Source organism: Streptomyces litchfieldiae, assembly GCF_031845365.1.
Classification (GTDB): Bacteria; Actinomycetota; Actinomycetes; order Streptomycetales; family Streptomycetaceae; genus Streptomyces; species Streptomyces litchfieldiae.
Map to the genome: position 1 here is coordinate 58963 of NZ_JAVREL010000027.1, position 12853 is coordinate 71815.

A 12853-nucleotide genomic window follows, 5' to 3' on the forward strand; every position below is an offset into this window, starting at 1 on the left:
TTCCTCTTCGCACGCCCAGTCCCTGGCGCGGTATGAGACTCCCGCGGCTCGGAATGAGCGGCTCCGCTTTCGCCTGCCGGCCGTGGACACCTCGGCGGCCGAAGCGCGAAGACGCATACGTCAGCAGCTCGCGGAGTGGCGTGCGCCCCGCGAGATCTGCGACAACGCGCAGCTCGTCATATCCGAGCTGGTCACCAACGCACTGCGGCACACCGACAGCGAGACCGTGGGCTGCGAGCTCCAGTTGCTGGACTCGCTGCTGCGCGTCGCCGTGGCCAGCGACGGGGTGGGTCCCCAGCACTCCGTGCGGCTGGCCGGCGAGGAAGAAGAGAGCGGGCGGGGCCTGTTGCTGGTCTGCGCCCTGGCCACGGTCTGGGGCGTGCGTCCGCGCGACGCCGGCCGCGGCCACGTCGTCTGGGCGGATCTGCCCCTGGAGCGCGTCGGCGTCTAGCCGCCCCCGGGGCCCATCGCCGTCCCGATCTCGTCCGGACAGCCCGGAAGTGGCAGGATCCACTCACAGCCGAATATTGTTCGCAACGCCGATCAGATCCCTTCCGGCTGGCCGTTTCCCACCGTGTCGAAAGGCCCGCACGCCGTGACCGCGTCCTCACACCGACTCTGGTATCCCCGTCCGGCCCGGGAGTGGCTGGAGGCGCTCCCCGTCGGCAACGGCCGGCTGGGCGCGATGGTCTACGGCGGAACGGCATCGGAGGAGCTCCAGCTCAACGAGGACACCGTGTGGGCGGGCGGCCCGCACGTCTTCGACAACCCCCGGGCGCTCAAGGCGCTGCCGGAGATCCGGCGGCTGGTGTTCGCCGGCGAGTGGGACGCGGCGCAGCGGCTCGTCGACGACGACTTCATGGGCGTCCCGGTCAAGCAGCCGCAGTACCAGCCGGTGGGCAGCCTGCGACTGTCGTTCGACAGCGCGGGCGGGTCAACGGAAGTCGACGACTACCGCCGCGAGTTGGATCTGACCACCGCCGTGCACTCCGTCGAGTTCACGCGCGCCGGCGTGCGCCACCGGCGCGAGGTCTTCGCCAGCGCCGCCGACCAGGTCATCGTCGTGCGGCTGACGGCCGACACGCCGGGCGCGATCACCTTCACCGCCACCCTGGACAGCCCGCTGGGCACCGGCGTCTCCTCCCCCGACGACGCGACCGTCGCGCTGACGGGGCGCGGCGAGGACGCGAACGGGGTGGCGGGTCGCGTGCGTTTCACCGCGCTGGTGCGGGCCGCCGCCGAAGGTGGAAAGGCCGCCTCGTGCGACGGCCGGCTGCGGGTGACGGACGCCGACGCCGTGACCCTGCTGATCTCGGCGGGCACCAACTACGTCAACTGGCAGGATCTGAGCGCCGATCCCCGGGCGCGCGCGGACCGCGACCTCGCGGGCGCCGCCGCGCGCCCCTACGCCGAGCTGCGCGGACGCCATGTGGCCGACTACGAGGCGCTGTTCGGGCGGGCGGATCTGGAGATCCCGGCCACCGCGGCGGCCGCGCTGCCCACCGACGAGCGGGTGGCCGGCTTCGCCGCCGGGGACGACCCCCAACTGGCCGCGTTGTACTTCCAGTTCGGCCGCTATCTGCTGATCTCCAGCTCCCGGCCCGGCTGCCAGCCGGCGAACCTCCAGGGGCTGTGGAACGACCTCACCGACCCGCCGTGGGGATGCAAGTTCACGATCAACATCAACACGGAGATGAACTACTGGCCCGCCGCCCCGGCCAACCTCCTGGACTGCTGGGAACCGCTGTTCGCGCTGCTGAGGGACCTGCTGGTGGCCGGCGCCCGCACCGCGCGCGACAGCTACGGGGCGCGCGGCTGGGTGGCCCACCACAACACCGATGCCTGGCGCGGCACCGCGCCCACGGACGGCGCGTTCTGGGGCATGTGGCCGACCGGCGGCGCCTGGCTGGCGATGTCGGTCTGGGAGCACTACCGCTTCACCGGGGACGTGGCGGCGCTGCGCGAGCACTACCCGGTGCTGGCCGGGGCCGCGCGCTTCTTCCTGGACACGCTGGTGCCCGACCCCGACAGCGGCCACCTGGTCACCTGCCCCTCCGTCTCGCCGGAGAACGCGCACCACCCGGGCGACGGCGGCACGCTGTGCGCGGGCCCCACGATGGACGGCCAGATCCTGCGGGACCTGTTCGGCGCGGTGTGCGGGGCGGCCCAAGTGCTGGACGTCGACCCCCGGTTGCGGGCCGAGGCGGCCGCGGCCGCCAAGCGGCTGCCGCCGATGCGGGTGGGGGCCCAGGGCCAGTTGCAGGAGTGGCAGCAGGACTGGGACGCCGGCGCGCCCGAGCAGAACCACCGGCACATCTCCCACCTGTACGGGCTGCACCCCAGCAACCAGATCACCCAGGACACCCCGGAGCTGTTCGAGGCGGCGCGGGTCACCCTGGAACAGCGCGGCGACGCGGGGACGGGCTGGTCGCTGGGCTGGAAGATCAACTTCTGGGCGCGACTGGCCGAGGGCGACCGCTCGTTCAAGCTGCTGTCGGACCAGCTCACCCCGGAGCGGACCGCGCCGAACCTCTTCGACCTGCACCCGCCGTTCCAGATCGACGGGAACTTCGGCGCGACCGCCGGCATCACCGAGTGGCTGCTGCAGAGCCACACGGACGAGCTGCGGCTGCTGCCCGCCCTGCCCGGCGCGCTGCCCGCGGGCCGGGTGCGCGGCCTGCTCGGGCGCGGCGGCTTCGAGGTGGCCCTGGAGTGGTCGGGCGGTGCGCTGACCGAGGCGCGGCTCTCCTCGCGCCTGGGCCGGCCGGCCCGGATCCGCACGGCGGCCGACGTGACGGTCGCCGGCGAGGGCGGAACTCCCGTCGAAGTGACCCGGCCGGCGCCGGGCGTGGCCGAGTTCGCCACCCGGGCCGGGGAGTCCTATGTGATCAGGCCGCGCGCGTGAGCTCGGTGGTGGCCAGGGCCCTGAGCTGGCGAAGGCCGAGCACGCCGACGGCGAGGCCGGCGCAGCCGCAGGCCAGGGTGAACGCGTAACCCCAGCGCGGCCCGTGGGACTCGATGACCAGGCCCGCCGTCAGGACGCCCAGCGCCCTGCCGAGACCCACCGCGGTGGACAGCCAGGCCATGCCCTCGGTGAGCGTCTCGGCGGGCACGCCCTGCCGGACGAGGCTGTACCCGGCGATGATGGTCGGCGCGATGAGGAAGCCGGAGAACAGCGAGAACGCCCACAGCGCGGCGACCGACGGCATGGCCCACAGCGGTCCGACGCCCACCACCACGGCCGCCATGGCGAGCAGGAACCGGCGGTCCAGCGGCAGGCGCCAGTTCCGCACGCCGTACCACACGCCGCCGATCGCGCTGCCCAGCGCGTAGGTGGCCATCACGCCGCCGACCATCCAGGTCTGCCCGTGCTCGTCGATGAACGCCATGGTGCTCAGCTCCCAGCCGGCGAACATCGCGGCGGTGAACACGTACACCCCGCACATCACCCGCAGCCCGGCCACGGACAGCGCCCGGCCGCCGGTGGTCCGGCGCGGCAGCACCGGCGGCTCGGTGCGGTGCTGGGCGGCCAGCAGCAGGCTGCCGATGGTGCCGAGGAGGACCACGGCGACGACGCCGCCCGCCGGGTGGATCAGCACCACCGCGGCCACGAGCAGCGGGCCGACGACGAAGATCAGCTCGTCGGCCACGGACTCGAAGGAGTAGGACGACTTCAGCAGCGTGCCGGTGGGATCGCCGCCCGCCAGGTGGCTCCATCGGGCGCGGACCAGGGCGGCCAGCGGCGGCATCGCCCCGCCGAAGGCGGCGCCGGCCGCGAAGAGCGCCCACAGCGGCGCGTCCGCCTGGGCCGCGAGCACGAACAGCGCCCCGGCCGCCGCGAAGGCGAGCGCGAGGGGGCGCAGTACCCGGCGCTGGCCGAACCGGTCGAAGGCGTAGCCGAGTTGCGGAACGACGACGGCGTAGCACAGCGCTCCCCCGGCGGCGACCGAGCCGGCGGCGGCGTAGCTGTCGGTCACATGCGTGATGAGGAACACGGTGCTCAGCGAGAGCATCGACATGGGCATGCGGCCGATGAGGCTGGCCGCGACGAAGCCCCGGGCGCCCGGTATCCGGAAAATGTCACGGTATATCCGCAGCCCCGCGGCAGGTTGCTCCATGAGAAGCGATCCTGCCCGGCGCCGCCCCGGCCGGGCACCCGGTTTTCGCTTGTGGGCGACGTGTTTCAGCCGCCGGTGAATCAGGGCGATGCCCGCCGCCAGCAGCGCGGAGGCGGCGACACGAGGGGCGCCGAAGCGTTCCTTGAACAGCACCGCGCCGACGACGACGCTGGACTCGCGCAGCGCGGCGACGGGCGCCAGCGGCGCCCTGGTCTGCGCCCACAGCACCAGCCCGTAGGCGGCGGTCGACAGGGCGCTCGCGACCAGTCCGGCCGCGGCGGCCGGGCGCAGTTGCGCGAACAGGTCGCGGCCCCGGGCGGCCAGGGCGAGCAGCGGGATGACCGGACCCTGGAGGGCGATCAGCCAGCCGGTGTAGCCCAGGGCCGTGTCTGCGGCGCGGACCCCCACGCCGTCGACGACCGTGTAGGCGGCGATGGCCACACCGGTGGCCATGGCGGCCAGCAGGGCGGGGCGCCCGGGCGGGCGCCGGGGCCGCGGACCCCCCACAGGGCGAGCGCGGCCAGCCCCGAGCACGCCGCGACGATGCCCGCGGTGCCCCAGGCGCCGGGGTGTTCGTCGATGAGGACGATGGCGAGCAGCGTCACCAGGAGCGGCGCGGTGCCGCGCGCGACCGGGTACACCTGGCCGAAGTCGCCGAGCCGGAAGGAGCGCATCGACAGCAGTTGGTAGCCGATGTGCAGGGCCGCCGAGAGCAGCAGCCAGGGCCAGGCGCCCGCGGCGGGGAACGGCGCGACCGCCGCGATGGCCAGCCCGCAGACCGTGTCCGCGGCGCCGATCAGCGCGAACGCGACGACCTGGTCCCGTATGCCGTGCGCCAGGGCGTTCCACGCGGCATGGGCGATGGCCGCCGCCAGCACCGCGGCCACCACCAGCGGCGTCATCGGACGCGTTCGGCGACGTCCACCAGCCGGGCACCGGCGTGCGCGATCAGCGTGGCGGGGGCGAGCGGGAACACGGTGTGCGGGGTGCCCGCCGCCCCCCAGACGACGTCCTGGCCGAGCAGGCCGCGGTCGGCCAGCGTGCGCAGGGGCGTGAGGTGGCCGAAGGGCGGCACGCCCCCGATGGCGTAGCCGGTGGCGGCGCGGACGACGTCGGCGGAGGCCCGGCGCACGCGCTGCGCGCCGAGCTCGGCCGCCACTCGTTCGGTGTCCACCCGGGAGGCGCCGTCCATCAGCACCAGAACCGGTTCCTTATCCGCCTCGAACACCAGCGACTTTACTATTCCATTAAGCTTGCATCCGATCGCCTCGGCCGCCTGGGCCGCGGTTCGCGTTGCCTCGGGAAAGGCACGGATCTCGACGTCACCCAGTCCCAGGCGGGACAGGGCCTCGGCGAATCGGGGATGAGCGGTGGCCGGCGCTGTCATGCAGCGGGACCCTAGCGGGCTCCCGGCCGGCCGCGCCAAGGAATTCACAGCACGGAGTCGGAAGACCGGAGGAACAGTGGACGTCTCGTTGACCATGTGGGTGCTCACGGTGGCAGTGCTGTGCGCACTCATCGCCGTCGACTTCTTCTTCGGGCGCAAGCCCCATGAAGTGTCGCTCCGGGAGGCCGGGACGTGGACCATCATCTGGATCGTCCTGGCCGTGCTGTTCGGCATCGGGCTGCTGGTGCTGGAGGGCGGGCAGCCGTCGAGTGAGTTCTTCGCGGGCTATGTCACGGAGAAGTCCCTGAGCGTCGACAACCTCTTCGTCTTCGTGCTGATCATGACGAAGTTCGCGGTGCCGGCGCAGTACCAGGCCAGGGTGCTGCTGATCGGCGTGCTCATCGCCCTGGTGCTGCGGGCCGCCTTCATCGCCGCGGGCGCCGCGCTGATCGCCAGCTTCTCCTGGGTCTTCTACATCTTCGGCGCCTTCCTCATCTGGACCGCGTGGAAGCTCATCAAGGAGGCGCGGAGCCACGAGGAGGAAGAGGAGTACGAGGAGAACCGCTTCCTGAAGATGGTCGAGAGGCGCTTCCCGACCGCCGACCGCTATCACGGCACCAAGCTGCTGATCCGGGAGAACGGCCGCCGTCTCATCACGCCGATGCTGATCGTGATGCTGGCCATCGGCAGCACGGACATCCTGTTCGCGCTCGACTCCATCCCGGCCATCTTCGGGCTCACCGAGGACGCCTACATCGTCTTCACCGCCAACGCCTTCGCGCTGATGGGCCTGCGCCAGCTCTACTTCCTGATCGGCGGTCTGCTGGAGAAGCTGGTCCACCTGTCCTACGGGCTGTCCATCATCCTCGGCTTCATCGGCGTGAAGCTGATGCTCCACGCGCTGCACGAGTCCGGGGTGCACGTCCCGGAGATCCACACCTTCGTCTCGCTGGGCGTGATCTGCGCGGTGCTGGCGGTCACGACGGTGACCAGCCTCATGGCCTCGCGCAAGGAGCAGCGGAGTATCTCTGCCTCGGACACGCGTTCGTAGGCGATCTTCGGTACGGTGACGCCCGGGGCGCCACGGCTGGTCAGGAACCACCGAGCGCCGCGGGGCGTTCACCTCGCGGTGGATCCGCGCACCGATTCGTGGACGGGAGGCAGCTCATGGGGACGGAGCCGAGCGGCGAGGACGCTCCCCGGCGCGACGAGTGGGACGACGTCGTGCTGGACGAGAGCTTCGTACGCGGTGCCGAGGTACGCGAGCCGACAGCCCGGACGCGCATGCTTCAGGAGCGCTGGAAGGACGGCGGGCCCGCCCCGCAGCCCTGGCGCTCCGAGGAGCCGCCGGCCGGCTGGATATACGGCTCGGGGGGCCGTCGGCAGCGGTCCGGTGGTCAGCGGAAACGACGCTGGTTCCGCAGGAAGGGCAAGGACGGCAGCGGGGAGTGAGGTGAGGCGCACCTCGCGCGACATCCGCACCGCCAACCGTTACCGCGTCCTGCGCCAGGCCATCGCCGAGTCGCCGGCCTCCCGGCCGCGGCTGGCCGCGGCGACCGGGCTGAGCCTGGCCACCGTGGCCACGCTCGTGGGCGAGCTCATCGACCAGGGCATGCTGGTGGACGCCGGGTTCGAGGACTCCGGCGGCGGACGGCCGCGCGGGCTGCTCGCCGTCAACCCGCGGGGCGGCGCGCTGATCGGCGTCGATGTCGCCGAGACCTATGTCCATGTCGAGGTCGTCGATCTCGCGCTGAGCGTGCTGGGCCACGCGCACGAGGAGCTGCGGCCGGGCGACCACGAGCCGGCCGCGCTCGTGCGGCGCATCGCCGGGGCCGTGCGCGCGGCGGCCGACCGCGCCGCCGCCGGGCCGGTGCTGGGTGCGGGCATCACCATGCCGGGCATGGTGGACCGCGAGGGCGGCGTCTCCGTCTTCGCGGCCAACTGGGACTGGCACGGCGTGCCCCTGCTCGACCTGCTGGCCGAGCAGGTCCCCTACCGGCTCTACCTGGACAACCCGATGCGCGCCTGCCTCATCGCGGAGCTGTGGTTCGGGGCGGCGCGGGGCCGGGACGACGTCCTGGTGGTCAATCTCGGCACCGGAGTGGGCACCGGCATCGCCCTCGGTGGCACGATGCACCGCGGCGTGTCCAACAGCGCGGGCGAATGGGGCCACACCCTGCTGGTCCTGGACGGGCGGCCCTGCCACTGCGGGCGGCGCGGCTGTGTGGAGTCCTACATCGGCGCCCCCGGCATCATGCGGAGCCTGCGCGAGATCAGCCCGGACAGCCCGATGCTGGCCGCCGACGACCAGACCGCGACCCTCGCCCGCCTCGCGCGGGCCCTGGACGAGGACGACCCGGTGGCCGCCCGGACGCTGCGAACGACCGCCGGCCATCTCGGCGCCGCCCTGGCCGACCTCGTCAACCTGCTCGATCCGGAGATCATCGTGCTGACCGGCTGGGTCGCCAGGCAGCTCGGCGGCCCGCTGCTGGAGCAGGCGCGCGAGGCGGTCACCCGTCACGCGCTGCGCCGCCCGCTGGAGAGCACCGAGATCGTGCTCAGCCCCATCCAGGTCAACCCGGTCAGCCTGGGCGCCGCCACCTTTGCCCTGGAGGGGGCGCTCGACGCGGTGGGCCGGGCCGGCGACTGAACGTCTCTCCCGCCCCTGCGGCCACTGGCCGCGCCCGGGGCTATGCTTCTCCCCGGCGATGGAAATCGCTTACCAACTCGGCATCGCCGCCCGGGTACCACCTTCGGCCGAGGGAGCAGGATCATGCCCGTGCCCAGGACGTTCCGACCCGCCGCGGTGGACTCGGGTCCGCCACCCAGCCCCGCCGGCCCCCCGCTGCTGCTGGTCCACGGCTGGGGCAGCGACCGCGAGGACTGGGCCGCGCACCTGCCGCTGCTCGCCCCGTACCACCGGGTGCTGATACCGGATCTGCCGGGCCACGGGGAGACCCCCGACCGACCGGACCGCAGCGCGCCCCGGGACGTGGCGGCCGATCTCGCGGGCTGGCTGCGGGAGTTGGGCACCGGGCCGGTGGTCGCCGTCGGTCACTCCATGGGCGGGCAGGTGGTGACAGCGCTTGCCGTGGAGCATCCGGGGCTGGTGCGGTCCGTCGTGGCCATCGCCACCGCCTACGGCGGCGACGCCGCCGAGGCGGCACGGCTGCCCGCCGAGCAGGAGGCGCTGCGCCGCGAGGGCACCGACTGGGCGCTGCGGTTCGTGCGCGGCGCGTTCTCCGAAACCACTCCGCCCGCCGTCAGGGAGCGACACGAGCGGCTGATGGCGGCCATGGACACCGACGTGCTGGTCCGCTACCGGGAGGCGATGTACCTGGCGCCGGGCGCCTTCGGCCTGCGGCCGGCCGCCGAGGAGTATCTGCGGCACCGGGATTGCCCCTCGCTCGCCGTGCACTCCTCCCCGGCCGCGGCCGCGTGGGAGCGCACCACGCTGCGCCACCCGGCGTCCCGGGTCGTGCTGTGGGAGGGGTGCGGACACTATCTGCACGAGGAACGGCCGGCCGAGCTGGCCGCGTTGCTGCGCGAGTGGTGCGCGGAGGCACCCCTCGCCTGAGACACCGGCCGGGTCCGCTACGCTGCCTGTCATGCGATCGTCCTACTGGCACGCCGTTACGCCGCCGCCGTCCGCCCGCTGAGGGCGCGCGGCCCGCGTTTCGTTCGCCACCGGCCCACCGCACCGGCCACCGGTCCTGCTCTGCCATGACCCGGGCCGGCGCCGGGCGCGCCCTCTCCCTGTGAACCGAATTTCGTCACGGATCTCAACGGAGCAGGACGCCTTCGCATCATGTCTTCTTCTGTCATCTCCTCCCCCCTGCCCGCCTCGGCGGGCCCCCGCTCCGGCGCGCCGCTGGTCCTGGCCGCCTCGGCACTGTGGGGCACCACCGGCACCGCGGCCAGCTACGCGCCCGCCGGTGCCTCGGCCCTGTCCATAGGCGCGGCAACGATGGGCGTCGGCGGGCTGCTCACGCTCGCCGTGGCCGGCCGTTCGGCGCTCGCCGTGCTGCGCGGCGGGCCCGAGGTGCTGCGCTGCGCGCTGCTCGGCGCGCTGGGCGTGGTCGTCTACCCACTCGCCTTCTACACCTCCATGGCCTGGGCGGGAGTCGCCGTGGGCACGGTGGTCAGCCTGGGCTGCGCGCCGGTCTTCGCGGCGCTGCTGGAACGGCTGCTGGACGGCACGCGCCTGACCCGCCGCTGGCTGGCCGCCACCGGCTGCGCGGCGCTGGGCTGTGCCGCGCTCGTGCTGACCGGGGACGGCGGCGCGGGCGGCGACCGGACGGGCCCGGGCGTAGCCCTCGGCCTGGTGGCCGGTGCCGCGTACGCGGCCTACGCCTACTACGGCGCGCGCATCATCCGGGGCGGGCACTCCTCGCGCGGCTCGATGGGCGCGCTGTTCGGGCTGGGCGCCACCGTGCTGCTGCCCGTGTTCGCGGCGACCGGCGGCGCGCTGGTCGGCGAACGGCGCGGACTGGTCGTCGCGGCGTATCTGGCGGTGGTGCCCATGTGGCTGGCCTATGTGCTGTTCGGGGCGGGGCTGGCCCGGGTGTCGGTGAGCGCCGCGACCACGCTGAGCCTGTTCGAGCCCGTGGTGGCCGCGGCGCTGGGTGTCGTGGTGGTCGGCGAACGGCTGGGCGGCGTGGCCTGGACGGGAGTCGGGCTCGTCGTCGTGGGCCTGCTGCTGCTGACCGTTCGCCGCCGGGTCACACCGTCGCCCGCCGGAAGCTCTGGTGCGCCGCGCCGGAGCAGGCGTACTGGATGAGGCGGGCGCTGTCGGCGGTGGACTCGTCGGAGACGTCCAGGCACTTCCCGCTGTGCCGGGCGGTGACGCGGACGTAGCCGTCGCCGGCGTCGGTCAGCCGCCACTGCTGCTCCGGCCCGTTGCCGCAGACGGCCTGCATGACGGCCGCGCCGTCGGCGGTGGAGCCGCCGGCCGCCGCCAGGCACAGGGAACTGTGCCGGGTGACGAGCTGGACGTAGCCGCCGCCGGCGTCGCGGGCCCAGAACCGCTGGTTCCCGCCGCCGTTGCAGGTGTACTGCGCGGCCTGCTGGCCGATGGCGTGGGACTGGCTGGGGATGTCCACGCACTTGCCGGAGTGGCGGGCGGTCAGCGTCTCGTACGGGCCGCCCGTCGCCCGGACCGTGCCGGCGGCGGTGTCGATGGTCAGCTCCGGCGCCCAGCTCATGCTCAGGCTGCGGTCGGTGGGGAAGGTCAGCGGCAGCCACACGTAACGGGAGTCGTTGACCAGGCCGCCGATGGAGTTGCCCCAGCGGTCGCCGAGATACAGGTAGGAGGTGCCCGAGGTGCCCTGGATGGGGAGCACCCAGGCGGTCTGCGAGCCATAGGCGGTGGAGTCACCGACGTTCTGCATGGAACTCCAGCCGCTGCTCAGGCTGGTGGAGGTGGCGTACCGCTGCTGGTTGGGCGACCAGCCGGTGGCGCCGGAGGTGAGCATGAAGTAGACGCCGTTGCGCTTGAACAGTGCCGGCGCCTCGCGGTGGCCGCCGGGCCAGGGGTTGGCGACCAGGCTCTCGACGTCCGTGTAGTCGTCGGTCAGCCGGTAGATGTGCAGGTCGTAGTTCTCCCGGGCGGCGGAGGCCATGTAACCGGTGCCGTCGTCGTCGACGAACACGGTGATGTCGCGCGACATGTGGCCCAGCGGGCGGAAGCTGCCCTGCCAGGTGTAGTCGCCGTCCACGGTGTCGGAGACGGCCACGGCGGCCCTGGCCTCGCTGTAGTCCTGGCCGTTCTCCTTGTGCATCCACATCACGAACTGCCCGGTGGCCTCGTTGTACATGACCTTGGGGCGCTCGATGTTGGCGACCTGGAGTTCGGGGTCGGACGCCTGGGTGAGCACATGGTTGCGGAATTCCCAGGTCCGCAGGTCGGTGGACCGGTAGGCGGAGACGTAACGGAATGCGTTGTTGCCCTCCTGCCGGTTCTCGCCGAACCAGTAGTAGTAGCCGCCGACCTTGATGATGCCGCCGCCGTGGGCGTGCACCGGGTTGCCGGCCGGATCGGTGAACTGGGTGCCGTTGAGGACGGTGACCGGCGCGGCCTGGGCGGCCGGGGCGGTCAGGAAGGGGGTGAGCAGGCCGAGGCAGAGCGCCGCCACGAGCAGCCAGGCGCGCCGCGGCGGCCCTCCTCTCGGCCTGTTGTGGTCGGACGTGTGGGGTCCGGGCATGGCGGCGGCTCCGTTCGCATGCTCAGGCTCCCGCCGTCGGCGGTGAGCTGGTGGGGAGGACACGGCGCGGCAGCGCTGAGGCACACGGTAGGCGTGCGGCGGGGCGGACGTGAGTCCTCCGGCGCCGCCGATAATTTTCGAAACAGGAGAACGGGCGGCCGCCGCCCGGCAGTTGGGCGGCGGCTTCGGGAACGGGTCAGGCCGCCCGGACCGGACCGGGCGCGGACAGGCCGGGGACGAGGTCCAGCAGCCGCTGGGCCGCCGGGCCGGTCCGGTCGGGGGCGGGGGCGGCGACCGACGCGGTCCACACGGGGGTCGAGTCGGCGGGCAGCCGGACCAGCGGCAGGGCGGCGGCCTGCGGCTTGCGCGTGATGTGCTCGGGCACGAGGGCGACGCCGAGGCCGTGCCCCACCAGGTCGAGCAGGCTGTGCACGTCGTTGACCTCCAGGGCCACCGTGCGCCGCACGCCGCGCTCGGCGAACGCCGCGTCCGACAGCGCGCGGGCGCCCCAGTCGGGCGCGAAGTCGACGAACGTCTCACCGCCGAGCTCCGCCCAGCCGACGCGGTCGCCGCCGCCCAGCGGATGGCCGGGCGGGCACACCAGCACCAGGGGCTCGGCGGTCAGCGGCAGCGTGCGCACGCCCTGGGGCGGGCGCCGCCCGCACAGCGCGACGAACGCCAGGTCGAGGCGCCCGGCGGCCACGTCCTCGGCCAGGAACTGCGAGCCCGCCTGCCGCAGCCGGATCTCCACGCCCGGGTAGCGGGTGCGGAAGCCGGCCAGCACCTCGGAGACGTTGACACCGCCGATGCACTGCTCGCTGCCGATGGCCAGGGTGCCGCTCAGCAGGCCCTGGACGGCGGCCACCGCCTCGCGCGCCGCCCGCATTCCGGCCAGCGTGCGGCGGGCCTCCCCCAGCAGCGCGCGGCCGGCCTCGGTCAGCTCCACGCTGCGGGTGTTGCGCAGGAAGAGGCGGGCGCCCAGCTCGCGTTCGAGCGCGCGGACCGACGCCGACAGCCCGGACTGCGAGACCAGCAACCGGTCCGCGGCACGGGTGAAGTGCCGCTCCTCGGCGACGGCGACGAAGTACTCGAGATGCCTCAGCTCCACGATTCATGAGGCTACGCGATGAGTCGGAACGATTTCT

At 73.4% G+C, this 12853-nt stretch carries 10 protein-coding genes and 1 pseudogene; 7 read left to right on the forward strand and 4 right to left on the reverse strand.

What is annotated here, in order from left to right:
- Positions 1–82 precede the first annotated feature (82 nt).
- The gene (locus RM590_RS31645) at positions 83–451 is read left to right on the forward strand and encodes an ATP-binding protein (protein ID WP_311708224.1); all 369 of its coding nucleotides are present in this window, start codon (positions 83–85) and stop codon (positions 449–451) included.
- A gap of 144 nt (positions 452–595) precedes the next feature.
- Positions 596–2905, forward strand: coding sequence for a glycoside hydrolase family 95 protein (locus RM590_RS31650; protein ID WP_311708225.1), 2310 nt, complete (start codon positions 596–598; stop codon positions 2903–2905).
- A gap of 1291 nt (positions 2906–4196) precedes the next feature.
- Here RM590_RS31650 and RM590_RS31655 read toward each other — a convergent pair.
- Positions 4197–5020, reverse strand: a pseudogene (locus tag RM590_RS31655) (EamA family transporter); the annotation flags it as partial.
- Positions 5017–5505, reverse strand: coding sequence for a YbaK/EbsC family protein (locus RM590_RS31660; protein WP_311708226.1), 489 nt, complete (start codon positions 5503–5505; stop codon positions 5017–5019). The gene RM590_RS31660 and the pseudogene RM590_RS31655, both read right to left, overlap by 4 nt.
- A 76-nt stretch (positions 5506–5581) precedes the next feature.
- Here RM590_RS31660 and RM590_RS31665 point away from each other — a divergent pair, with 76 nt between their 5' ends.
- The 5 genes from RM590_RS31665 to RM590_RS31685 all read left to right on the forward strand — a co-directional run bounded on the left by RM590_RS31665 (position 5582) and on the right by RM590_RS31685 (position 10285).
- On the forward strand, positions 5582–6556 hold the full coding sequence (locus RM590_RS31665) for a TerC family protein (protein WP_311708227.1): 975 nt from the start codon (positions 5582–5584) through the stop codon (positions 6554–6556).
- Positions 6557–6672: 116 nt separating this feature from the next.
- Positions 6673–6957: an SGM_3592 family protein gene (locus tag RM590_RS31670; protein WP_311708228.1), complete on the forward strand. Its 285-nt coding sequence runs from the start codon at positions 6673–6675 to the stop codon at positions 6955–6957.
- 1 nt (position 6958) lies between these two features.
- The gene (locus RM590_RS31675; RefSeq protein WP_311708229.1) at positions 6959–8155 is read left to right on the forward strand and encodes an ROK family protein; all 1197 of its coding nucleotides are present in this window, start codon (positions 6959–6961) and stop codon (positions 8153–8155) included.
- Between the two features lie 123 nt (positions 8156–8278).
- Entirely contained in the window at positions 8279–9082 is an 804-nt protein-coding gene (locus RM590_RS31680; RefSeq protein WP_311708230.1) for an alpha/beta fold hydrolase, read from the forward strand.
- Positions 9083–9313: 231 nt separating this feature from the next.
- Positions 9314–10285, forward strand: a complete 972-nt coding sequence (locus RM590_RS31685) for a DMT family transporter (protein ID WP_311708231.1) — start codon at positions 9314–9316, stop codon at positions 10283–10285.
- Here the strand turns inward: RM590_RS31685 and RM590_RS31690 are convergent.
- Together RM590_RS31690 and RM590_RS31695 are read right to left on the reverse strand one after the other, a co-directional pair.
- Positions 10227–11708 carry an RICIN domain-containing protein gene (locus tag RM590_RS31690; RefSeq protein WP_311708232.1) on the reverse strand — a complete coding sequence of 494 codons (1482 nt, stop codon included), beginning with the start codon at positions 11706–11708 and terminating at the stop codon, positions 10227–10229. The two genes, RM590_RS31685 and RM590_RS31690, sit on opposite strands and share 59 nt — an antisense overlap.
- Before the next feature lie 196 nt (positions 11709–11904).
- Complete coding sequence (locus RM590_RS31695; protein ID WP_311708233.1) at positions 11905–12816, reverse strand: LysR family transcriptional regulator; 912 nt, start codon at positions 12814–12816, stop codon at positions 11905–11907.
- Positions 12817–12853: the final 37 nt, after the last annotated feature.